The organism is Rhodomicrobium sp. (assembly GCF_047605405.1).
In the GTDB taxonomy this organism is placed as follows: Bacteria; Pseudomonadota; Alphaproteobacteria; order Rhizobiales; family Rhodomicrobiaceae; genus Rhodomicrobium; species Rhodomicrobium lacus.
Genome location: NZ_JASGFR010000013.1, coordinates 19,909 through 41,799 on the forward strand (window position 1 = coordinate 19,909; position 21,891 = coordinate 41,799).

At 63.8% G+C, this 21,891-nt stretch carries 19 protein-coding genes and 1 pseudogene; 10 read left to right on the forward strand and 10 right to left on the reverse strand.

Features of this window, described 5'->3' with window-relative positions; all coding sequences use genetic code 11:
* Window positions 1-19 precede the first annotated feature (19 nt).
* Together sucC and mdh are read right to left on the reverse strand one after the other, a co-directional pair.
* On the reverse strand, window positions 20-1,219 hold the full coding sequence (sucC, locus tag QM659_RS07095) for an ADP-forming succinate--CoA ligase subunit beta (protein WP_127075462.1): 1,200 nt from the start codon (window positions 1,217-1,219) through the stop codon (window positions 20-22).
* A gap of 107 nt (window positions 1,220-1,326) precedes the next feature.
* The gene (gene mdh, locus QM659_RS07100) at window positions 1,327-2,298 is read right to left on the reverse strand and encodes a malate dehydrogenase (RefSeq protein ID WP_303487154.1); all 972 of its coding nucleotides are present in this window, start codon (window positions 2,296-2,298) and stop codon (window positions 1,327-1,329) included.
* Window positions 2,299-2,942: 644 nt separating this feature from the next.
* Between mdh and trxA the strand changes: the two genes are divergently transcribed.
* The 3 genes from trxA to QM659_RS07115 all read left to right on the forward strand — a co-directional run bounded on the left by trxA (window position 2,943) and on the right by QM659_RS07115 (window position 4,933).
* Window positions 2,943-3,857 (forward strand): thioredoxin, encoded by a 915-nt coding sequence (gene trxA / locus QM659_RS07105; protein WP_303487156.1) that lies wholly within the window; start codon window positions 2,943-2,945, stop codon window positions 3,855-3,857.
* Window positions 3,858-3,878: 21 nt separating this feature from the next.
* On the forward strand, window positions 3,879-4,556 hold the full coding sequence (locus QM659_RS07110) for an LON peptidase substrate-binding domain-containing protein (protein ID WP_415187883.1): 678 nt from the start codon (window positions 3,879-3,881) through the stop codon (window positions 4,554-4,556).
* A gap of 185 nt (window positions 4,557-4,741) precedes the next feature.
* On the forward strand, window positions 4,742-4,933 hold the full coding sequence (locus QM659_RS07115) for a Trm112 family protein (protein ID WP_127075454.1): 192 nt from the start codon (window positions 4,742-4,744) through the stop codon (window positions 4,931-4,933).
* 299 nt (window positions 4,934-5,232) lie between these two features.
* Here QM659_RS07115 and QM659_RS07120 read toward each other — a convergent pair whose 3' ends face one another.
* The 3 genes and pseudogenes from QM659_RS07120 to QM659_RS07130 all read right to left on the reverse strand — a co-directional run bounded on the left by QM659_RS07120 (window position 5,233) and on the right by QM659_RS07130 (window position 7,609).
* Entirely contained in the window at window positions 5,233-6,639 is a 1,407-nt protein-coding gene (locus QM659_RS07120; protein ID WP_415187884.1) for a sensor histidine kinase, read from the reverse strand.
* A pseudogene (locus QM659_RS07125) lies at window positions 6,636-7,300 on the reverse strand (response regulator transcription factor). The gene QM659_RS07120 and the pseudogene QM659_RS07125 overlap by 4 nt, the downstream one beginning before the upstream one ends.
* Window positions 7,301-7,609, reverse strand: coding sequence for a PepSY domain-containing protein (locus QM659_RS07130; protein WP_415187885.1), 309 nt, complete (start codon window positions 7,607-7,609; stop codon window positions 7,301-7,303).
* Window positions 7,610-7,759: 150 nt separating this feature from the next.
* Here QM659_RS07130 and QM659_RS07135 point away from each other — a divergent pair, with 150 nt between their 5' ends.
* Window positions 7,760-8,047, forward strand: a complete 288-nt coding sequence (locus tag QM659_RS07135; RefSeq protein WP_415187886.1) for a PepSY domain-containing protein — start codon at window positions 7,760-7,762, stop codon at window positions 8,045-8,047.
* Window positions 8,047-8,634, forward strand: coding sequence for a cytochrome b/b6 domain-containing protein (locus QM659_RS07140; RefSeq protein WP_303487172.1), 588 nt, complete (start codon window positions 8,047-8,049; stop codon window positions 8,632-8,634). The genes QM659_RS07135 and QM659_RS07140 overlap by 1 nt, the downstream gene beginning before the upstream one ends.
* A 164-nt stretch (window positions 8,635-8,798) precedes the next feature.
* Here QM659_RS07140 and QM659_RS07145 read toward each other — a convergent pair whose 3' ends face one another.
* Window positions 8,799-10,376, reverse strand: coding sequence for a glycoside hydrolase family 3 N-terminal domain-containing protein (locus tag QM659_RS07145; RefSeq protein WP_415187887.1), 1,578 nt, complete (start codon window positions 10,374-10,376; stop codon window positions 8,799-8,801).
* 539 nt (window positions 10,377-10,915) lie between these two features.
* Here QM659_RS07145 and QM659_RS07150 point away from each other — a divergent pair.
* Window positions 10,916-12,289, forward strand: coding sequence for an ATP-binding protein (locus QM659_RS07150; RefSeq protein WP_303487175.1), 1,374 nt, complete (start codon window positions 10,916-10,918; stop codon window positions 12,287-12,289).
* Between the two features lie 438 nt (window positions 12,290-12,727).
* Here QM659_RS07150 and QM659_RS07155 read toward each other — a convergent pair whose 3' ends face one another.
* Window positions 12,728-12,880 (reverse strand): hypothetical protein, encoded by a 153-nt coding sequence (locus QM659_RS07155; protein ID WP_415187888.1) that lies wholly within the window; start codon window positions 12,878-12,880, stop codon window positions 12,728-12,730.
* 19 nt (window positions 12,881-12,899) lie between these two features.
* On the opposite strand from QM659_RS07155, the gene QM659_RS07160 reads away from it, so the two are divergent.
* Complete coding sequence (locus tag QM659_RS07160) at window positions 12,900-13,961, forward strand: tetratricopeptide repeat protein (protein WP_415187889.1); 1,062 nt, start codon at window positions 12,900-12,902, stop codon at window positions 13,959-13,961.
* 96 nt (window positions 13,962-14,057) lie between these two features.
* On the opposite strand, the gene ligD is transcribed toward QM659_RS07160, so the two are convergent.
* Window positions 14,058-16,967: a DNA ligase D gene (gene ligD, locus QM659_RS07165; RefSeq protein ID WP_415187890.1), complete on the reverse strand. Its 2,910-nt coding sequence runs from the start codon at window positions 16,965-16,967 to the stop codon at window positions 14,058-14,060.
* On the reverse strand, window positions 16,967-17,941 hold the full coding sequence (locus tag QM659_RS07170; protein WP_415187891.1) for a Ku protein: 975 nt from the start codon (window positions 17,939-17,941) through the stop codon (window positions 16,967-16,969). Before QM659_RS07170 ends, ligD begins: the two co-directional genes overlap by 1 nt.
* Window positions 17,942-18,204: 263 nt before the next feature.
* Between QM659_RS07170 and QM659_RS07175 the strand changes: the two genes are divergently transcribed.
* A complete protein-coding gene (locus QM659_RS07175; protein ID WP_415187892.1) occupies window positions 18,205-18,906 on the forward strand; it encodes an SDR family NAD(P)-dependent oxidoreductase in 702 nt (233 codons plus the stop codon).
* Between the two features lie 17 nt (window positions 18,907-18,923).
* On the opposite strand, the gene QM659_RS07180 is transcribed toward QM659_RS07175, so the two are convergent.
* Complete coding sequence (locus tag QM659_RS07180; RefSeq protein ID WP_415187893.1) at window positions 18,924-19,592, reverse strand: glutathione S-transferase family protein; 669 nt, start codon at window positions 19,590-19,592, stop codon at window positions 18,924-18,926.
* Between the two features lie 183 nt (window positions 19,593-19,775).
* Between QM659_RS07180 and QM659_RS07185 the strand changes: the two genes are divergently transcribed.
* Both QM659_RS07185 and QM659_RS07190 read left to right on the forward strand, forming a co-directional pair.
* Window positions 19,776-20,975, forward strand: a complete 1,200-nt coding sequence (locus QM659_RS07185; RefSeq protein WP_415187894.1) for an acetyl-CoA C-acyltransferase — start codon at window positions 19,776-19,778, stop codon at window positions 20,973-20,975.
* Window positions 20,976-21,120: 145 nt separating this feature from the next.
* Window positions 21,121-21,672, forward strand: a complete 552-nt coding sequence (locus tag QM659_RS07190; protein WP_415187895.1) for a hypothetical protein — start codon at window positions 21,121-21,123, stop codon at window positions 21,670-21,672.
* Window positions 21,673-21,891 lie beyond the last annotated feature (219 nt).

Here is a 21,891-nt window from a genome sequence, read left to right on the forward strand (position 1 = left end):
GGGAGGTGGGGCGCGCCGTTCAGGCGGCCTTCTTCACCTCGGCCACGATCTTTTCGGCGGCGTCCGCGAGGTTGTCGGCCGGGATCACGGCGAGCCCCGAATTGCGAATGATCTCCTTGCCGAGTTCGACGTTCGTGCCTTCGAGGCGCACGACGAGCGGCACCTTGAGGCTCATTTCGCGGGCAGCCGCGAGCACGCCTTCCGCGATGATGTCGCAGCGCATGATGCCGCCGAAGATGTTGACGAGGATGCCCTTCACGTTCGGGTCGGACAGGATGATCTTGAAGGCTTCCGTCACCTTTTCCTTGGTCGCGCCGCCGCCGACGTCGAGGAAGTTCGCGGGCTCCGCGCCGTAGAGCTTGATGATGTCCATCGTCGCCATGGCGAGGCCCGCGCCGTTCACGAGGCAGCCGATGCTGCCGTCGAGCTTCACGTAGGACAGGTCGTAGCGGGACGCGAGCACTTCCGCCGGGTCTTCTTCTTCAAGGTCGCGCAGAGCCACGATCTCGGGATGACGGTATAGCGCGTTACTGTCGAAGTTCAGCTTCGCGTCGAGGCAGACGAGGTCGCCCTTCTCGGTCACGATCAGCGGGTTGATTTCGAGCTGGCTCATGTCCTTCTCGACGAAAGCCTTGTAGAGGCTGCCGATCAGCTTAACGCACTGCTTGACCTGATCGCCTTCGAGGCCGAGCGCGAAAGCCACCTTGCGGCCGTGGAACTGCGAATAGCCCGACGCCGGATCGATGGAGAAGGTGAGGATCTTCTCGGGCGAGTGGTGAGCCACTTCCTCGATGTCCATGCCGCCCTCGGTCGAGGCGATCACGGCCACGCGGCTCGTCGCGCGATCGACGAGGAAGGAGAGGTAGAGTTCGCGCTTGATGGCGGCGCCCTCTTCGATGAGGAGACGCTTCACGACGCGGCCTTCCGGGCCGGTCTGCACGGTCACGAGCGTGCGGCCAAGCATCTCGTCCGCGAAGGTGCGGACGTCGTCGAACGACTTGGCGATGCGAACGCCGCCCTTCTCGCCCGCTTCCGGCTCCTTGAACGAGCCCTTGCCGCGACCGCCCGCATGGATCTGGGCCTTCACGACGCTGATGGGACCGCCGAGTTCCTTCGCAACCGCGAAAGCTTCCTCGGGCGTGAAGGCTGCATGGCCCTTCGGCACCGGCACACCGTATTCTTTCAGGATGGCTTTCGCCTGATATTCATGAACGTTCATGATGCACTCTCGAATGTGTGGGAGTGGGCTGGCGGCGTTGTGCGCCGCAAAAACTTGGCTTACACAGCCGGAAAAAAAAGCCGCCTGCAAGGCGGCTTTCGTCTAGGTCAGGCGGTTTGGGCGAGACCGGGCGCGATGCGCACACAGGCTTCGACGAGGCCCTTCACCGCTTCGACGGACCGGTTGAAATCGAGGCGCTCGTGCGTGTTGAGATCGATTTCGATCACGCGTTCCATGCCCTTCGCGCCGATCACGGTCGGCACACCGATATAGAGCCCCTTCACGCCATATTCGCCGGTCAGATAGGCGGCGCAGGGGAGCACGCGCTTCTGGTCCTTGAGGTAGGATTCCGCCATCGCAACCGCCGAGGCAGCCGGAGCGTAATAGGCCGAGCCAGTCTTGAGCAGCTTCACCACTTCGGCGCCGCCGTCGCGCGTGCGCTGCACAATCTCGTTCAGGCGCTCATGCGTGATCCAGTTCAGCTTGACGAGGTCGGGAAGCGGGATGCCCGCGACCGTTGTATAACGCGTCAGCGGAACCATCGTGTCGCCGTGGCCGCCGAGCACGAAGGCCGTCACATCTTCAACCGACACGTCGAACTCGCGCGCGAGGAAGTAGCGGAAGCGCGACGAGTCGAGCACGCCCGCCATGCCGACGATCTGGTTTTTCGGGAGACCCGACACGCGCTGCAATGCCCACACCATGGCGTCGAGCGGATTGGTGATACAGATGACGAAGGCGTCGGGGGCATACTTCTTGATGCCCGCGCCAACCTGCTCCATCACCTTGAGATTGATTTCGAGAAGGTCGTCGCGGCTCATGCCGGGCTTGCGCGGCACACCTGCCGTCACGATCACGACGTCGGCGCCCTTGATGTCGGCATAGTCGTTGACGCCCTGAAAGCCCGTGTTGAAGCCGTCGACCGGTGCGGATTCGGCGATGTCGAGCGCCTTGCCCTGCGGCAGCCCTTCGGCGATGTCGAACAGCACCACGTCGCCAAGTTCCTTGAGGCCGATCAAGTGGGCAAGCGTGCCCCCGATCATGCCTGACCCGATGAGTGCGATTTTGGCCCGTGCCATGCCGTTCTCCTGTCTTTAGTGTGGCTCGCGTGCGTCTCCGCCGCGGGAAAATGCTGCGCTCGCGTTCCGTTACTCGCATTTCACGCTTGCGGCAAGACAAGTGACGGCAAGTTTACCACTCCGCGCGGGTCGCCCGGTAGGACCAATTGAAGCCGCGCACTGCGAAGATCGCAGCGGATTTCACAATTAAATTGCAAAAGAGTTTATTCGATTCCCGAATTCCGCCGAAAATGTCTGCGATTAGCCCCGTATTGAAGGCGAATGCATGCGGAGCCGCCGAACGGACGGTTTTCGAATATGATTACATGTCTTGTGCGGCGAGGGTGCTGTGCTCTGGCTCGGCGACGTGGCCGGCGCCATCTCTTTCCTCGCGGGTAAAAACCGCGCAGCACATCGGAGACCGCAAACGAACGCCTTGGAGCGCGCCGAGCCGAGGCACACGCTTCTCCGCCACAGAGCTTGCCGGAGACGGCAACGGCGAAACAGACGTAGTCGGAGCATAAAAGCGGCGTTCGTTTTGCCGCAAAAGGTTGTAACAGCCGATTTCGTGCTTGTCGGCGGTTCGCGGAAAGCCCATGTAAGGCGCGAAATTTCCGGCGGTCGATCCGCCGCTCATCAAGTGCACATTTTCGGGTGATTCAACGATGGCGATTTCGCTTCTCGGCGGCGGTGCCGCTAAACCGGCGGACAACACGAGCGACATCATCAAGAACACCACCACGGCAACCTTCGTGGCGGACGTGATCGAGGCATCGCGGAAGGTACCCGTGATCGTCGATTTCTGGGCGCCCTGGTGCGGCCCTTGCAAGCAGCTCACACCCATTCTCGAAAAGGTCGTCCGCGCCTCGAAAGGCAAGGTGAGGCTCGTCAAGATGAATATCGACGAGCACCCGGAAGTGGCGGGCCAGCTTCAGATTCAGTCCATCCCCGCGGTCTTCGCATTCTCGCAGGGCCAACCCGTTGACGGCTTCATGGGCGCGTTGCCGGAAAGCCAGGTGAAGGCGTTCGTTGAGCGGCTCATCGGTCCCGACGCCGACGATCTGGCGGGTATCGACGAGGCGCAGCGCTTGTTTGACGAAGGCGACATCGCGGGCGCAGCGCAACTTTACGGAGCCGTGCTCAAGAACGACCGTGAGAATGCGGATGCGATCGGCGGACTGGCGAAATGCTACGTGCGCCTTGGCGACATCGCGCGCGCCGAGCAGGTTCTGGCCATGACCCCGCCCGCAAAGCAGACCGCAGCGGCCTACCTTTCAGCGAAAGCGGCTCTCGAACTTGCGAAGAAGGCCGAACCTTCCGCCGACACCGCGCCGCTGGAACAGGCGATCGCTGCCAATCCGCGCGACTGGGACGCCCGCTTCAAGCTCGCGCTCGCGCTCGTCGCGAAAGGCAAACGCGAGGAAGCGCTCGACCAGCTCTTCGAGATCGTGCGGAAGGATCGCGGCTGGAACGACGATGCGGCAAGACAACAGCTTGTGGAACTTTTCGAAGCATGGGGGCCTAAGGATCCGTTGACGCAAAGCGGGCGCCAGCGCCTGTCGTCGATTCTTTTCGCCTGAGACATAAAGAGGGACGTTGCCGTGGGCATCACCGAACGATACCGGACGCTCTCCGACCTCCCGGCGACTATCCCCGTGTTTCCCTTGCAGGGATGCATCCTGCTGCCGCGCTCGAACCTTCCGCTGAATGTCTTCGAGCCGCGCTATCTGTCGATGGTCGAGGATGCGATCGCGGGGAACCGTCTCATCGGCATCGTCCAGCCTCTGCCCGCCGAGGAAGAATCGCCGCCCGCGAAGGGTTTTCCGCTGCGGGCGACGGGGTGCGTCGGCCGCCTGTCGGCTTTCTCCGAAACCGACGACGGACGCCTTCTCATCACGCTGACCGGCGTCTGCCGATTCGATATCGTTGGCGAAACGCAGACTTCGAAGCCCTATCGTATCTGCGATGCAAGTTACCGCCCGTATGAAACCGATCTCATTCGCGGATACGGTCAGGACGCCGTCGACTGGCCGAAATTCGTCGACGTGCTCCGCGCTTATCTCGACGCAAGGAAACTCACCGCCGACTGGGAGAGCATCCAGCGGTCGCCGACGGAGCTTCTCATCAACACACTGTCGATGATAAGCCCTTACGGCCCGGAGGAGAAGCAGGCGCTGCTGGAAGCTGCCGATCTCAAGGCGCGCGCAGAGGTGCTTATGGCTCTGGCGGAGATGGAAATCGCCGCACCCGGGTCCGGCACCGGAACCAGTCTTCACTGAAACGCCCCACACCATGCACATCGCGGACAAAACGATCTGCTCGTTTTCAACGCTTTCAAGCGACACAGGGGCGCGTTAAACACGACCGTCTGGAAATTTGCTCGCAAAATTGCGTAACTTGTGTCCAAGAGCTATTCTAATCCCGCCTCGGGCTTCGCCCGACCGAACTGACTGAAAGGTTAACGATGGACGTCGCGCCAAAAGAAGAACTCGATCCCGTTCTCCTCGAAATCCTTGTGTGCCCGATCACGAAAGAGCCGCTCGTTTACGACCGGAATGCGGGCGAACTCCTGAGTCAGTCCGCCGGGCTCGCCTACCCGGTTCGCAAGGGGATTCCGGTGATGCTCCCGGAAGAGGCCCGCAAGCTCCCGGCCTGACGCCCGCCTGCACGGTGCACGACAAGCGGTCGCACATCGCCGATGGCGCCCGCTCGATTATACTCCTGCGGTGAAGCTCGCCGCTTGTTCAACGCTCCAAGCGTTTCAGTAGAAGGTTTCCGCGCTCCGAGCCGATTCGCAGACTTCCAGCATCCATGGCGAGCGCGCCGTCGCGCGCTGGTCATCCTGCGGTCTCGAACGTCCCGCTAATGCCTGAAGCCCCCTCCGCACACTGGCTAAGCCCAACACATGCCACGCTCACGTCACAGATTTGCGACGCCGCGGGCATCGTTCCGGATTCAGGCCGAAGACACACCCGCCAACGCCGCCCCGGATTTGGGAGTCCGACCGCCCTCGACCGTCGCCCGCAATCCGCCGAGCGCCGGCGACGTCTCCAGCGAGAGTCCCCAGCCATAGGCATCGAGCACGTCCTGCACGATGGCCAGCCCCAATCCGGCGCCGCGCTCGCGCTCGTCCAGGCGGACGCCCCGCTCCATCACCCAACCGCGCACCTCCGGCGCAATCCCTGCGCCGTCGTCCTCGACCGTGATCCGAAGGCGCCCGCCGCCCTCGTCCGCCGCCGCCGAAACGAGAACGCGCGCGGTCGCATGCCGCGCCGCGTTTTCCAGCAGGTTTCCGAGCACTTCGGCAAGATCGGTTCGATCCATGGGAACCGCGAAATCAGAGGCAACGGTCGTGTCGAAATGGACGCGCGCACCTTCGGGCGTTCGGCCAAGCGTTGCGATCAGAGAGGCCAGAAGCGGTGCCAGCGGCGTGGAGCGGCTCGAGCTGCGACCGCCGACGCCACGGACCCGCGCCCGCGCCAGTTCGCGATCCACGTGACGGCCCATCGCGGCGACAACGCCCTCTATATCAGCCGCGATCTGGCTCTCGCCCTGCTCTCGCAAGCGGCGCGCATCGGCCGAAAGCGCGGCGAGCGGCGTCTTGAGACCATGCGCAAGGTCCGCGGCGCGCCCGCGCGAGCGCTCGATCTCACGTTCCTGACTGTCGAGCAGCGCATTCATTTCCTCGACAAGCGGCTGCACCTCGGAAGGCACTGCCATAGGCAGGGTCATGATGCGCCCCGCGCGTATGTCGGCAACGCCCCGGCGCAGCCGGTCGAGCGGGCGAAGCCCGAGACTCACCTGAAGGATGGTCGCCCCCGTCAGGACTGCGCCGAGGATCGCAAGCGCGACGGCGAGATCACGCGTGAAGGCCGCCGCCGCCTTCGAGACGCCGGCAAGGCTCGCAGCAACGGCAACCCGTACCATCATCTTGCGGTCACCCAAGGTCAGGACGACGCTTCGCTCCGCGGCGAGCACCTCGGCGCTTCCCGGCCCCTGCAGGACATGCCGATGTTCCTCGCCCGGCGCGATGGCGTCGGCGGCGATGGGCAGCGTTGCATCCCACAGCGAGCGCGACCGCAAGAGTTGCCCGCGATCGTCGCCGACCTGCCAGTAGAGCCCCGACAGTGGCACCTCGAAGCGGGGATCGCCCGGCTTCCGCGTAAGGACAAGCGTACCGTCCCGGTTCACGTCGAGCGCGGCGAGGATCTGGCTCAGATGAAGGTTGAGATCGTCGGCGATGGTGCGCGCGACATGGCGCTTGAAGAGATGGACGAGCCCGCCGCCCGCGACGGTGAGGGCGAGGAGAATGGCCGCCATCCCGCCTACGATCAGTCGCAGCCGAAGCGACGACCCCGTCATGGCGACGGTTCTTCGACAATGTAGCCGAAGCCGCGCCGAGTCCCGATCAGGGGCACACCGAGCTTGCGCCTCACCCGCCCGACCAGAACCTCGAGGGCGTTCGAATCGTGGTCCTCGTCGTGGCCGTAGACGGCCTCCTCAAGCTCATGCTGCGGCACGACGCGGCCGCGATGCAGCACGAGAAAGGCTATGACGCGATATTCCAGCGCCGAGAGCGCCACGGGCACGCCCCGCACGCTCACGCGCATCTGGCGGTCGTCGACGGTCACATCGCCGACGGCGACGAGCGAGGACGCCGCCCCGGCCGTCGGCGAATGATCGCGCGCAGCCGGGAGAGAAGCTCTTCCATGTGGAACGGCTTCGGAAGATAGTCGTCCGCGCCCGCGTCGATGCCGTCGACACGCTCCGCCCAGCTTCCGCGGGCGGTGAGAATGAGCACCGGCATGCGCCGGTCGGCGGCGCGCCAGCGCTTCAGCACGGAAAGCCCGTCCATGCGCGGCAGGCCGAGATCGAGAATGACGGCGGCGTAATCTTCCGTATCGCCGCGAAACCAGGCGTCTTCGCCCTCCTCCGCCCTTTCCACGACATAACCGCTCGCCTGAAGCGCGCGCGCCACATCGTCGGCGATGCGCCGGTCGTCCTCGACAAGAAGCACGCGCATCTATTTTTCCTTGATCCTTGCGATTTCGGCGGTCTTCGCATCGACATAGACCTCGAAGATCCGGCCCGCCTTGTCCACGGTGCGAAGTTCATAATACCACACGCCGTGCTTGCGCTCGATTTCGATGCCGACAACCTCGCCCGGCAGCCTGTCCTTTACCGCCCCGAGGATGTCGGCCAGTTGCAGGATGTCCTTCTTTTCGACGGCTTCCAGCGCGGCGTCGTGGTCATCGTCGGAATGGGCGAGCGTCGACGCGGGCGCGCCGAACGCGATCAGCGTAGCGAAGATGATCCTCAGCGGCACACGCATCGAAAGCCTTCCTTTTGCAGCAACTATCTCATCGCATCGCTGACAGGTTGCTGACATCGCTCAACAGGCTGCCGTCATGGCCTCTCTGCCATGGATTGATCATCGGCCGGGCAATGGTGCCCCGAGCCAATCCAATCCCGGAGACTTCAGATGCGGAAACTTCCCCTTGTTCTGTCAGCCCTTGCCGTCTGCGCGGCAGCGACCGCTGCAAACGCGAGCGATCCGTCCCGACCCTGCACGAGCGCGCCCGAGGCTCAATGGCTCAAGATCGCCGATCTTCAGGCGAAGGTCGAAGAGCAAGGCTACAAGGTTCGCAAGGCCAAGCTGAAAAAGGCATGTGGCGAGCTTTACGCCGTCGACAAGGCCGGTGAGCGCATCGAGTTGTTCGTCGATCCGACAAACGCGAAGATCGTCGAGACCAAGAGGGACGACGACTGATGACCATCGCCCAACAGGCGATCGAATCCGGCGGCGCGACGCCGCCGGCAACGGTCAAGGTGTGGGATCCGTTCGTGCGGGTCTTCCACTGGTCGCTCGTCGGCCTGTTCATCGCGGCCTTCGCGACGGGCGACGAGGTCGAGCGCGTGCATGTCGTGGTCGGCTATACCATCGCGGCGCTCGTCGGTTTGCGCATCGTGTGGGGCTTCATCGGGACGAAACATGCCCGCTTCACCGATTTCGTGAAATCCCCGGCGACGGTCGTCGCCTATCTCAAGGACGCAATGTCCTTCAAGGGCCGCCGCTATCTCGGCCATAACCCTGCGGGGGGCATCATGATCCTGCTGCTCATCGCGGCGCTCGTGGGCACCTGCACCACGGGTTACATGATGACGACGAAAACGGGCTGGGGCTCGCATGATCTGGAAGAGGTGCACGAAGCCTTTGCCAACGGCATGCTGGTGCTGATCGGTCTCCATATAGTCGGCGTTATCTGGGCGAGCATCGAACATGGCGAGAACCTCGCCCGCGCGATGATTACCGGGCGCAAGAGAAGCGAAATCGGCACCGACGCACCACGGGCGTAGAAGGTCGGATCGGCCCGCTTGAATCGGCATCGATTTGACGCAGCCAAAAGCCGATCGACACCATAAATCTGCAGCGTCGTATGGCATGACGCTGCAGCATCCTTCGGGATATTGCTGTTTGCCGCTTGGGTCGCCTTATGCATGAGCGCCTCGGCTCAACGCTGCTATCGCAGAGCGGTCGCAACCTGCATCCGCTGGCGGATAGTGCGCAGGCGTGACTTCAGCGAAAGCACGTGACGCCACGCGTCCTCGACCCGCGCGCGCGGCAGCCGCCCCGTAACCACCGCCGCTTCCACCGCCTCGTAAACGGTCTCGTCGAGATCTTGCGGGACGTCAGGCGTGGCCCGCACAAGCACGAGATCAGCGCCCGCGGCCAGTGCGGACACGACCGCTTCACCGTGGCGCAACGGCGCGCCCCCTGAGCCGAGGTCGAGATCGGCGATAATTGCTCCGCCGAACGCCATGTGGCGCCGAATTCTGCTCTCGCCTGGTCGGAGCGACGGATACAGGCTTGCGACCGCGACCGGAAACGCCCCCTCAGCAGCCTTCATGCGCAGGATCGCGGCATCGGCCGTATCGACCTTCGCGACGGCTTGCAACATGGCGGTGCTTGCACGCTCGCGCCGCCACGATGCCATCGCGCGGCCTGCGCCGAACGGCTCGGCGCGAAGCGCCGTCAGAACCGCGCGGTCATGATGGCCGCGCGTGAATGTGGCCGCGAACGCCCTGGCGCGCGGCTCCGTCGCGGCAAAGCACGGAGCCGAGAAATCGGCCCGCTTGTCGCCGCACGCCCCGAGCGCCGGACCGAAGTTGAGACTGATGCCGAGCGAAGACATTTCCCCCGCCATCTCCCGATAAAGCGCGCGCGCTTCGCCAAGGTTTCGGCCCTGTCCGACATTCCTGGCAGAGGGATAGAAGGTAAACCCCTTCTCCTCGGCGAGCGCGGATTCGGGGCCGCCTTCCTGATCCACGGCGATGAGGGCGGGCTCCGCTGCGGTGTCGCCCAGATGACGAAGCAATTCCCCAAGCTGTGCCGAGGATGAAATGTTGCTCGTGGCGACCACGACACCCGCAAGACGCCCGGCCGCCAAAGCCGCACGAACGCGGCTGACGTCCGGATCGGTCGCGCGCCGCCCGGAAAAGCCGGAAAGCAGCAGTTGACCGGTCATCGCGCGCAAAGAGGCGGGCGCATTCGGCACAGAGGCTTTCCCGGCATCGCCTTTCTGCGCGTCGGCTTTTGGAACGCTGGCCTTCACCACGTCGGTTTTCGGCAGCCCGTTGACGATCCGCGAAGTCTGCATCCCCACCGGCTTCGCCGCTGGCGGAACGCCCGTGCTTTCGTTCGCGGCACGCGGGGCGCTTGCGGCTGGGACGGTCGGCGCGGTCGGCGTGCGGGGCGGCGCCGCAGCCTTCGAGGACGAGGCCGGAGCCGCCGTTTGCGGCTTAGGCTGGGGCGCGAGCGCAGGTTTTACCGACGGGGAAGCGGGCGGCTTCACCGGCGATGCGAGCGGCGGCTGTTCGACCGCCACACACGCGCCGCCACTATACTGCAACGCGCGGGCGCGGCATTCGGCGGGAGTGGCGCGAGGACCCGGTGGCGACGCCGTGCCGGAGAACGCGTCATCGAAATCGTTGACAAATATGACGACGGCGGAAGGAGACACCACCGGCAAAGGAACGGGCGTGGCGATCGCCGCCCCCGAAAAACCGAAAACTCCAAGCGCGACGAGTCTTGATCGCACCACTGCCCCCAACGCACGCACCCAAATCAGCCGGTTGCAAGATATTGCATGGCTGAGTTGCGTTCCAGCACGCGGGACGCGAGATGCATGCTTCTTTCGCCGCAGATGCATTTGGGTTTCGCTTCGAAAGAAAAGATGAGAGAGGCGGCAATCCCTACATTGCCTTTCCCGCGCGGATCATCTTGTTGCGAGCCTGACTTGCTTGCCGGACGCACCGGCCCGAGGCGAAATGCGGCGCCCCGAGACACGCTGTCTCACCGCCTTTTTCACGATCGCGCGCCATGAGACGGACACCATCGCAATGGCAATGACCTCCTGGAACGTGGACGGGAAACGCTTCGGGTCATTGCACAGCAGGGGTTGTGGTGGACGAGCCACAAGGCGGGGGAAAACTCGATAATCCCCCCGGTATCGGCTCGGCTCGCCTTGCGTTTTGCACGTTTGGCATTTGTTATCGGCGTTAAAGACGGGGTAGTGGTAATGGCGCTCAATTCACAACGCAGCGCGGGCGTGCCCAAACAGTGATGGGCAATCCGCATATGGATCAAGAGACGCTGCAAGCGCTGATCAAAGTCTACAAGACTCGCGCAAGCGGTGACCTCCTCTCGATCATCATCGACGAAGCCGAGGGGCAGGATGGGCAAGCGGCAGTTCTCGAACTGCTCCGCACGCTTCCGCAAGACACGCTGACGGGCGTGTCTTTTGCCGCAGCGAGACGCAAGGCCTGCCGTTTCAGCCTCAATGCCGAGGATTTCGACCTCGCTGAAATGCTTGCCCGCTCATCGGAAGATCCCGAGGAACAGGCGCTCAGGGCGCGCGCATTGTTCGCGCTCAACCGCGAGCAGGAGGCGCAGACGCTGTACCGGCAAGCCGTTCAGCAGGACGCCTCCATACGCAACCGCGATCTGGAGCGTCTGCTCGGCATTCGTCCCGGCACCCCGATCATCGCCACACCCGCCAAGGTGATCTCGCTGAACACCTATACCCTGCGCCGGGATGCGAAGACCGAACAGGAGCGCCGCGACGTTTTCTCTGACGTCTTCCTCGACGATTTCGACGATGTCGCCTTTACGTTCGGCGACGTCGCCGGCCTCGACGATGTCAAGATGGAAGTGCGTCGCCGCATCGTGCTGCCTTATCTAAAGCCGAGCATTTTCGAGCGCTACAAGCAGAAAGCCGGGGGCAACATCCTGCTTTACGGCCCTCCCGGCTGCGGCAAGACGCTGGTCGCACGCGCCACTGCGGGCGAAAGCGACGCGCGCTTCCTGTCCGTGAACCCGGAAGACCTGATCGACAAATATCCGGGAGAGGCGGAAAAGCGGCTTCGCGTGATGTTTGACGAGGCGCGTTCCGACACGCCCGCCATTCTGTTTTTCGACGAATTCGACGTCGTCGCCCAGCGTGCGAAGTCACCGCGTGAAAGCGTGAATGCCCTTATCTCTGCCTTCGCCTCGGAAATCGACGGGACTCAGCGCAACAACAGTGGCGTTTTGGTCATCGTCGCGTCGAATGCGCCATGGCTTCTCGACCGCGCGCTTTTCCGCTCGATGAGGCTGCAGAGCCTGTTTTTCGTCCCGCCCCCGGATTACGAGGGCAGAAGAAAAATCCTCTCAACGGCTATCGCGGGCATCCCTGGAGCCGAGGCGGTCGCCACAGACCGTATCGCGCGAAAGACCGATGGATTTTCGGGAGCGGACCTGCGCGCTCTGGCCGACCACGTCAGTAACGCCTCGTTAACAAAGGCGTTATCGGGGTCGGGCGAGGGTGCGCTGACGACCGCTGCCTTCGAAGACGCCTTGAGGCACTTTGCGCCGTCGACCCTTTCCTGGTTGTCTCACGCGCGCGATGAGTTGAAGCCGCTTCAACGCCATGACGTTTTCTCGCGGCTCTTCGCGCCCCTCGCCAGAATTTGATTTAAAGGTTTTACGACACGGTTCCGAGATGGTTACCGTTTAGTCGCTCCTGTTGCCCAAACAGCACGGGATGAGACGCCCCTGCCCCGTTTAGGCCATAAACAGGAACCACATTGTTCTAAGTCGAAAGTGAAAGCAATTCGGCTGGTTTCTGTAGAAGAGGCTTAGAGTTTGTCGAAGTTGCCGTCGGTTAGGCGTATGCGGTGCTTCCCTCCCGATAAATAACTGACTTTCCGGAGCACCGGTTACTGCCGGTGAAGGATGGTTGCCGTGACCGCTCGCACATTACACGCCCAGACCGCCCCAAACCCTCGCGTCTTCTCATCCGCGTCTGCGGCACGTGCTGGCCGGGGCAGCGCGATATCGTGGGGAAAAGGGCTCTGCCGTCAATATGCCGGGACTTTGCCTCAAAACGACTACAACTTACGGGTATCAAGACTACACGCTCAGCGTGTTGAGCGGGTACTGCATCAGCTTGTCGGGCGCCCGCTGGCGTCGGTTGAAATCATTTGCCATGAAGATCTCTAAAGTAATGCGCGCGCTGAGGGTCTTGTCCATTCCGTTGCTGTTTTGCGGCGTAGCCATCGCCATGGTCGCCTTGCAGACCGGCATGCAGCCAAAGCGCGCCGTCGTGAAATCTGCACCGGCATCGGCTTCTTTCGCGCCGTTCCAGGCTGCGCAAGCCGCCCCCGCGCTTCATGAGACAAAATATGGCGATCTCGCCGCAGCCGCGGACAGGGGCGATCTCGCCGCGCGGCTCGAACTCGGCAGACGCTTCGCCAGCGGTAATGGTGTCAAGAAAAGCGAAGGCCGCGCCGCCGATTACTTTCAGGGCATCATTGCCGAATTCGGCGAAACGGGCTCGCGGGACGTCCGCGCCCCCTTGATCGCCTCGGCCTTCCTGCAGATGGCCCGGCTGTACAAGCAGGGCATAGGCGAAGCCGACATGGATCCCGATCCGGCATACGCCTTCAGCCTTGTTCACCATGCCGCGAGCTATCTCGCCGATCCTGCCGCCCAGTTCGAACTGGCAAGGCTTCTCATGGAAGGAGAAGGCGTAACGAAAAACACCCGCGCTGCCGCTCAATGGCTTCTTTCGGCCAGCCGCAAGGGCTATGCCCCCGCTCAGGCAATGCTCGGGGAAATCCTTTGGACCGGTCGCGACGGCGTGAAGCGCGTCCCCGGCGATGGACTAGGCTTGCTGGCGATCGCGCACCGCAACGCCTCGAACGAAGACAAGGCATGGGTCGGACCGATCTTCGAGAAAGCACGGGCAGAAGCTGCGCCGAGTGAAATTCTGGAAGCGAACGCCTTCATCGTGCAGGAAGCGAGCGCCGCCCGCTTCCCCATGTCGAGCGATATCCTGATCAACGGCGGCATACGGGACGAGGCTTCCGCCGCGACGGTGCCTGTCGCGCCCTCGGCCATCGCGCCGCTCACGCAGGGATCGCTCGCGGCACCTTTGGTCGGCACGCCGATCATGGGAACGTCCAAGGCCCTGACCGAGCTTGACGCCACGCCGATGTCCGCGACCGAGGCAATCACCCCTCACTTTGGTGTGGACTCGAAGGAAGGCGGCTCCGCCGGAATCATCGAAATGTATCGCGCTCGTACGACCGACGCACGGAGCGACCTCTCCTCCAACATGAAGTTTGCGGGCGTCGACGAGTAAACGCGCCCTGCCCGCGCCCCGCCTGAGATCGCGGGCTGGTCCTTTGCTGCTGATCAGACCGATGGTGTGTCCCGCTTGTCGATCAGCTTTTTCGCGTCAAATCGAGCCCGCCGATCCGGATCTCTGGCGGCGTTTCGATCTCCGCACGCCGCCGCTTTCGATGCGCTGAGGATTATCGAGATAGCCGGCCCACGGATCGCTCTTCAACGAATCGAGCCGCCTGCCCATGGTCTCGACGGTAAACCGTCGCGGCGCGAGAGCGGGCGTGAGTTCTTCCCAACGGAGCGGCGTTGCGACAGGCGCTCCCTCTCGCGCTCGCGTTGAATAGGGCGCAATGGCCGTCGAGCCGCGACCGTTGCGGAGATAATCGACATAGATTCTTCCGTCGCGCGCCTTCTTCGCCATCGTCGAGACGAAGCGTTGCGGCGAGTCGCTCTCCATCGCCTGAGCGATGCCTTGGGCGAAAGCCTTCACCTCGCTCCAGCCGAGATCGGGCACCAGCGGCGACACCACATGCAGCCCCTTGCCGCCCGTCGTCTTGACGTAGGACTCGATGCGGAGATCGGCGAGTCGCTGCCGAACCTCGCGGGCGCCATCCATCACGGCGCCGAAGTCGACGCCATCGCCCGGATCGAGATCGAAAATCAGCGTGTCGGGGCGCTCAAGGTCATCGATCCGCGCGCCCCAGGGATGGATCTCCAGCACGTTCGCCTGCACGAGGTTGATAAGGCCGTGCAGGTCGTGGATGACGAGTGCCTCCGTGTCGCCCTCCTTGTCGGCAATCGGCACCACCTCGACGGCGTCGGAGAGGCCCGCGAAGGACCGCTTCTGATAGAAGCAGTCGCCTCCCTGCCCGTTCGGGCAGCGGACGAGCGCCAGCGGGCGACCTGTAATGAACGGCATCATAAACCCGGCGACGTCCGCGTAATATTCGGCAAGGCCGAGTTTCGTCAGCCCCTGCCCCTCCCACAGCACGCGGTCTGGATGGGTCAGGCGGATTCCCTCGAAATCGACGTTGCCGCCCTTGGCGGGTACGGCTCGGGATGTCGACGGGGCGTTTCGGCGTGAACCCTGGCGCGCGCGCCCGGCAAAATCGCTCTCGTCTCCGGCAAGCAGGACGGCATCTGCGCCGTCTTCGAGGCGGGCAGCGAACGCACCGCCGTCTGTCTGCGGGCGCGGCATTTCGAAAAGAACCTCCGTTGCGGGCTTGTCCTCGCGCAACCCCTTGAATGCGGCGTGACGCAGATGGCAATCGCCGGTCCAGCCGCGAAACTCGACCTCGGCGACGAGCTTCGGCTCGACATAAACAAGCCAGCGCTTTTCCTCCGACGACAACGCATTGGCGAAGGGCGAGGTTGCGCGCCGCAAGGGCTGAAGCTGCTTGAAGAGCGCCTTTGCCGTGCCTTGCGTGAAACCGGTTCCGGCGCGTCCCACATGCATGAGTTTGCCGTCGTCGTAAGCACCGAGCGCGAGGCTGCCGATGGCGCCGCGCGTCGCCGTGGACGGCGCGTAACCGCCAACGACGAATTCCTGGCGGTTGGTGCATTTCGTCTTGAGCCACGCGCCGTGTCTGCCAGAGCGATAGGGCGCGTCCGCGCGCTTCGACACGATGCCTTCGAGACCGAGACGGCAGGCGTTTTCCACCATGGCGGGGCCGTGCCCCACGACATGATCCGAATAGCGAAGCGCCCGCGCTCCGGCGGCTTCGATAAGCGGCGCGAGCGCGTCCTTGCGCGCTTCAAGGCTCGCGCCCCTCAGATCGTACCCGTCGAGATAGAGAAGGTCGAAAGCGTAGAAGACGATTTCAGCGGTGCTTTTGCGCGTGGACAAAGCCTCCTGCAGCGCGGAAAAACTCGACACGCCCGTGCGATCCTCAACCACCGCTTCCCCGTCGACGACGGCGAACTCAGCGGGGAAAGCGGCGAATGCCGCCGCGACCGCCGGAAATCGTTCGGTCCAGTCTAGGCCGCTTCGCGTCATGAGGCGAACGCGTCCGTTCTCGATCAGCGCCATCAGTCGATAGCCGTCGAACTTGATTTCGTGCAGCCAATTGTCGCCGTCGGGAGCCCGCTCGCAAAGCTGGGCGAGGCATGGCGCGACGAAACCGGGGAACGGTGCTTTCTTCGCGCCCGCGACGCCTTTTGCTGCGCGAGTCGCGGCCCCGGCCTTTTCTTTCGCGCCAGCGGGTTTGCGTGAAGCCGCACGCGTCGATTCGGAGCGTTCGGCGCGGATGGCTCCCACCGCGCCGGTTGCATCGGCCATCGTTCGGGTTTGCTTGCGTTTCGGCGGCGCTTCCGCTTCCTCCGCGCCGTCGGCGGGCGAAAGATCGCCTTTCACGAGCCCCGCCTTGCCGGACCAGACCGCCTCGCCGTCGCGCGCGATTTCATCAATGCTGCGCCCGGACGCCACCGAATCGGGCGCGTCTTCGAGGATGTCGCCGTCGGCTTCGGCGCGCGCATAGTCGTCGTCGGACTTGAACAGAAGCCACTGCTGGTCCTTCTCGCCCGACCTCGGCTTGATGTGGATGAGGTGCCAGCGGCCCTTGAGCTTCTCGCCGTGCAGCGTAAAGGCGAGATGGCCTTTCGCGTAGCCCTTTTCGGGATCTCCTTCCGGCTCCCACGTGCCGCGATCCCAGATCATCACGGTGCCGCCGCCATACTCGCCCGGCGGAATGATGCCCTCGAAATCGCCGTAGTCGAGCGGGTGATCCTCGACATGCACCGCGAGCCGCTTTTCGGACGGATCGAGGCTCGGCCCCTTCGTCACCGCCCAGCTCTTGTAAACGCCGTCGAGTTCAAGGCGCAGGTCGTAATGCAGCCTCCGGGCCGCGTGCTTCTGGATGACGAAGCGCAGAGCCGGGATCTTCGCCGCTCGCCTGCTGCCGGATGGCTCCGGCGTCTTCGTGAAGTCGCGCTTTTGGCGGTAGCGCGTAAGGTCGCCCTTTGCGGAGACGACGGGCGCGCTCCGCTTCGATTTCGCCGGTGCTGAAGCGGGGGCTCTCGGCATCAGTGTATGCCCGCCCTCTTGCGTTCAGGCTTGGAACGCGGCGGCGGAGGGACGGCGGCGGCCTTCGCCTTGGCGGCTCGCGGCTTGCGCTCCGGTTCGGCCCGCGCTTCGGCAGCGGCGCGCGGTGCGGCCTTCGCTGCGGATTTCTTCGCCTTCGGTTCCTCTTTGGAAGCGGGCGCAGCCGCAATTTTCGTTCCCTTTTCGGCTGCGACCGATTTTCTGAGAGCGTCCATCAGATTGATGACGTTCGTCGGCTGCGCGGGCCGGGCGGCCTCGACAGGACGGCCCGCCTGCTTGGCCTTGATCATCTCGGCGAGCGCGTTCTCGTAGCGGTCGTCGAAGGCGGCGATGTCGAAATGTCCGCGCTTCGTGCCAATGATGTGCTTTGCCAGATCCAGCATTTCGCCGGGGATCTTGATCTCGGGGATGTCCTCGAAATAGGCTTCGTCGCCGCGCACCTCGTAATTGTAATGCAGCGACGTCGCGAGGATGCCCGCATCTCTCGGCTCCAGCATGAAAAGCCGCTCGCGCCGATTGATGACCGCGCGGCCGAGCCCGGCCACGCCCTCCGCCGCCATGGCGTCGCGGATCACGGCGAAAGCTTCCTCCGCCACCTTGTCGTTCGGCGCGAGATAATACGGGCTGTCGAGATAAACGAGATCGATTTCAGACTTCGGCACGAAACGCTCGATCTCGATGGTGTGCGAGCTTTCGATTTCCACCGCGTCGAGGTCGTCGTCCTCGATGAAGAGGTAATCGTTCTTGGCGATCTGATAGCCGCGCACGCGGTCCTCACGCTCAACCGGCTCGTTCGTGTCCGAGTCGACCATGAGCTGCTTGAGCCTGTTGCCGGTCGCGCGATTCAGCCAGTTGAACGAAATCCGCTCCGAACCCGAAGTCGCCGGATAGAGCGCGACAGAACAAGAGACGAGCGAAAGCTTGAGATAGCCTTTCCAGTAAGGGCGCGGGGCCATACGCGGAACTCCAAAGGCTTGCCGTGAGTATTCGATGCCGGGTGGCACGTTTCACGGTGAATCAAAACGCCGCTGACCTTCAAGAAGTTCCGTTTCAGCTCGCGTTCAAGGCGTAAGTTTCAAGAACAAAAGAAGATCATAAAGCACTGCTTCGCATTGAATTCTGCGATAAGGTGATGACACATAAGAAGCCCGTGCACAGATGAAGCCCAAAGCGGACTCGCGTGTTGTTCGCGGGTGAAACGAACACCAAGGAGAATGCGATGACGCTGCCCATCGATCCGATTGCGGGGAAAGTCATTCTGTTGACCGGCGCCAACAGGGGCATCGGCCTCGCCACGGCGAAGGAACTTGTGGCGAGAGGCGCGAAGGTCGTCGCGGGGGTGCGCGAACCGTCGAAAAAGCCCGCGCTCAAGGATGTGCTGGTTTTGCCGCTCGATGTGGCGAACGCCGAAAGCAGCCGCACTTTCGTGGAAAGCGCTGAGCAGCGCGAGGGACGGATCGACGGCCTCATCAACAACGCCGCAATTTTGCTGAACCCGAGATCGCCCGTGCTCGACATGACGGAGAGCGACCTGCTGAGCACGCTCGAAGTGGATCTCGGCGGCCCGATCCGCATGACGCAACTCGTCGTGCCGCGCATGCTGGCGAAGGGTTACGGGCGCGTCGTGAACGTGTCGTCCGGCCTTGGCGCGATCACGGACATGGCGGGGGGCTACGCAGCCTATCGCATGGCGAAGCTCGCCCTGAACGGCTTCACCAAAATCCTGGCCGCCGAACTCGGCCCGAACAGTCCCGTAAAGGTGAACAGCCTTTGCCCCGGCTGGGTGCGCACCGACATGGGCGGCGCGGAAGCGAACCGCGATCCGGCGGAGCCCGCGCGGGAAATCGCCGATCTCGTGGCGATCTCGGCGGACGGGCCGACGGGCGGCTTCTTCCGGCGCGGCGAACCCGCCGACTGGTAAGCGCGGGGGAACTGGAACTACCCAAACGCTCCGCATGCAACCGCCGGTCCGGTGACGGCGGGCGGCTCCGTTTCTCGCGCGCTCGCCCTGTCGGCGACGCGGGCATACCAGTCGAGAAGATGCGGCGATGTCTCCAGCATGGCCGCGCTTTCGGGCTTCAGCCGCATGAACCACATCACAGGAAACAGCATCATGTCGGAAAGGTTGAATGCGTCGCCCGAAAGATAGCGACTCGCCGCCAGCCGCTCATCGAGCACCGCGAAGCATTTGCGCATCTTCGGGAGCAGCGCGTCAATCGTGGCAGCGGCGGGCTTGCCGTCGGGCGCGGCGAGATAGGCGCTGATATATTGGCGGGCGAGAACGGGATCGATGGTGGTCAGCACGAGCGCAATCCATTGCTCGGTGATCGCGGCCCCGCGCGCATCGCGCGGCACGAGCGGCGGCCCGTCGAAGGCGCCGTCGATATAGGTGCAAATCGCGCGGCTCTCGAACAGCACGAGGTCGCCGTGACGTGCGCAGGGCACGAGGCTGAAAGGGTGGATCGCGGCGACGAGTGGATCGGTCGGGCGCACGATGGTCTGCGTGTAGGGGACGCCCTTTTCACGGGCGGCCATGCAAACGGTGCGGACGAAATTGCCCCACGGCGCGCCGATGATTTCAAAGTCTGCCTTGTCGCTGGTCGCCATGTCGGTGCGTCTCTTTCGGTCTCGTTTCGATGGGCAACAGTCCGCCTGCGTTGGAGTTCCGTTCAGGCGTATCGGCGATGTGGCTCGCGCGCGGTGTGCGGCGCGCATGGTTCCGGGAAGTCCTTTGAGGTAAAGTCAAAGGAAAAACGACGATCCGCGAAACAACGCGCTAAGAGGAAACCCATGTGCAAGACTGCCGACGCCGTCGTCATCGCATCCGCCGCGCGAACACCCATCGGCGCTTTCCAGGGTGCATTCGCGACCCTCGCCGCCCCCGAACTCGGTGCGGTGGCCCTACGCGCGGCGGTGGAACGCGCAAGGGTCGCGGCATCCGATATCGATGAGGTGGTCATGGGGTGCGTGCTCGGCGCAGGTGTCGGACAAGCCCCGGCGCGGCAAGCCTCGCTTCGCGCCGGGCTGCCGCTTTCGGCGGGCTGTACCACGATCAACAAGGTCTGCGGCTCGGGTCTCAAGGCCGTGATGCTCGGCCACGATTTGATCATTGCTGGCAGCGCGCGCGTGGTCGCCGCGGGCGGCATGGAGTCGATGACGAACGCGCCGTATCTGCTGCCGAAGGCGCGAGGCGGCCAGCGCCTCGGCCACGACCGCGTTCTCGACGCGATGTTCTTCGACGGGCTGGAGGATGCTTACGCTCCCGAAACCAGGGGGCGGCTGATGGGCACCTTCGCGGAGGAGTGCGCCGCCGCCTACGGCTTCACGCGCGACGCGCAAGACGCCTACGCCGTGGCCTCGGCGACGAGGGCGAAGGCGGCGGTGGAAGGCGGCGCGTTCGATTGGGAGACGGTGCCCGTCACGGTCGAAGCGCGCAATGGCGCGGCGATTATAGAGCGCGACGAGCAGCCGGGCCGCATCGACATCGCGAAGATCCCGGCGCTGAAGCCGGCCTTCGCCAAGGACGGCACCGTGACGGCCGCCAATTCGAGTTCGATCTCGGACGGCGCAGCCGCAGTCACGCTGATGCGCCGCTCCACCGCGGACGCGAAGGGCGTCGCGCCGCTGGCGACGATCCTCGGCCACGCAACCTATGCAAGCGAACCGCGCCTGTTCCCGACCGCGCCGGTCCATGCAATCCGCGCCCTCCTCGACAAGCTCGGCTGGGAATCACGCGACGTAGACCTGTACGAAATCAACGAGGCGTTTGCGGTGGTCGCCATGGCGGCGATGCGCGATCTCGGGCTTTCCCACGACACGGTCAACATCCACGGCGGCGCGTGCGCGCTCGGCCATCCCATTGGCGCATCCGGCGCGCGCGTGCTCGTGACGCTGATCGGCGCACTGAAGCGAGCGGGCGGAAAACGCGGCATCGCGAGCCTTTGCATCGGCGGCGGCGAAGCCGTGGCGATGGCCGTCGAACTCGACTGAGGCAGCGCCATTTCCGCTTGAGTGGAGGGGCCTTCTCCCGCATCGCGCTTCACTCTTGAACGGCGAAGCCCCGAAGCGGGGACACGGCTCTTTCTCCTTCGTGATATACTCATGGGATCGAAGAAAAAAGCCGGAGGGAGGAAACATGCTGAAGGAAAGCGCTCCAGCAGGTCGAATATCGCTGCTTGCCATCGGCGGAGGCGTTGTTCTTGTGCTTGCCGCCATCGGCGCGTACGCCGTCGCGGCCGTGTCGGAAAACTTCGCGCGCATGCTCATCATAAGCTATGGTCTGGCCATCGCATTGCTCGTGGCGAGCGTCCTCGCGATGCGCCACCTGCTGCCACGGGATCTGCGTTTTCTGGCGCTCGCCGCCGGCGTGCCCGCGGCTCAGGTCATTTCTCTTCTGATGTCGCTCGTCGCGTTTGGACCGGACGCGGTGCCGCAGGTGGCCGCCGACCTCGTAGCCCTTGTCATCGGCCTCGTCTGGCTGTTCCAGCGCCCCGGGCGAGCGCCGCTGCTATTCCTGTTCGCTTATCAAGCGCTTGCACTCGCCCTGAAGACCTACATCCTCTTTACGCAGGACTTCACGCTCAGCTTCATTCGCGGCGTGATTACAACGATCCTCGTCCAGATTCTGGCGCTGTTCGTGCTTTACGACGCGACTCTGAAGATGAAAGCGCGGGCGGAGCGCGTGTAACCCCCGCATCGCCCATCTCCATGCCGCAAGCTGCGCCCCAGTGATCGGAGCAAGGCCGACAGGTTTCCGCCGCGTGATGACACTCGCTAAAAGGGCGCAGGCGAGTTACGGGAGCTGTGTGTCCAGAAAAAGCGGGCCGAGGCCGTCAATCGCGCGCGCCGGACGCAGAGCGCGAGGCATTCCGGGAAACGCTTGAGCGCGGCGCGGCCAGAGATTACG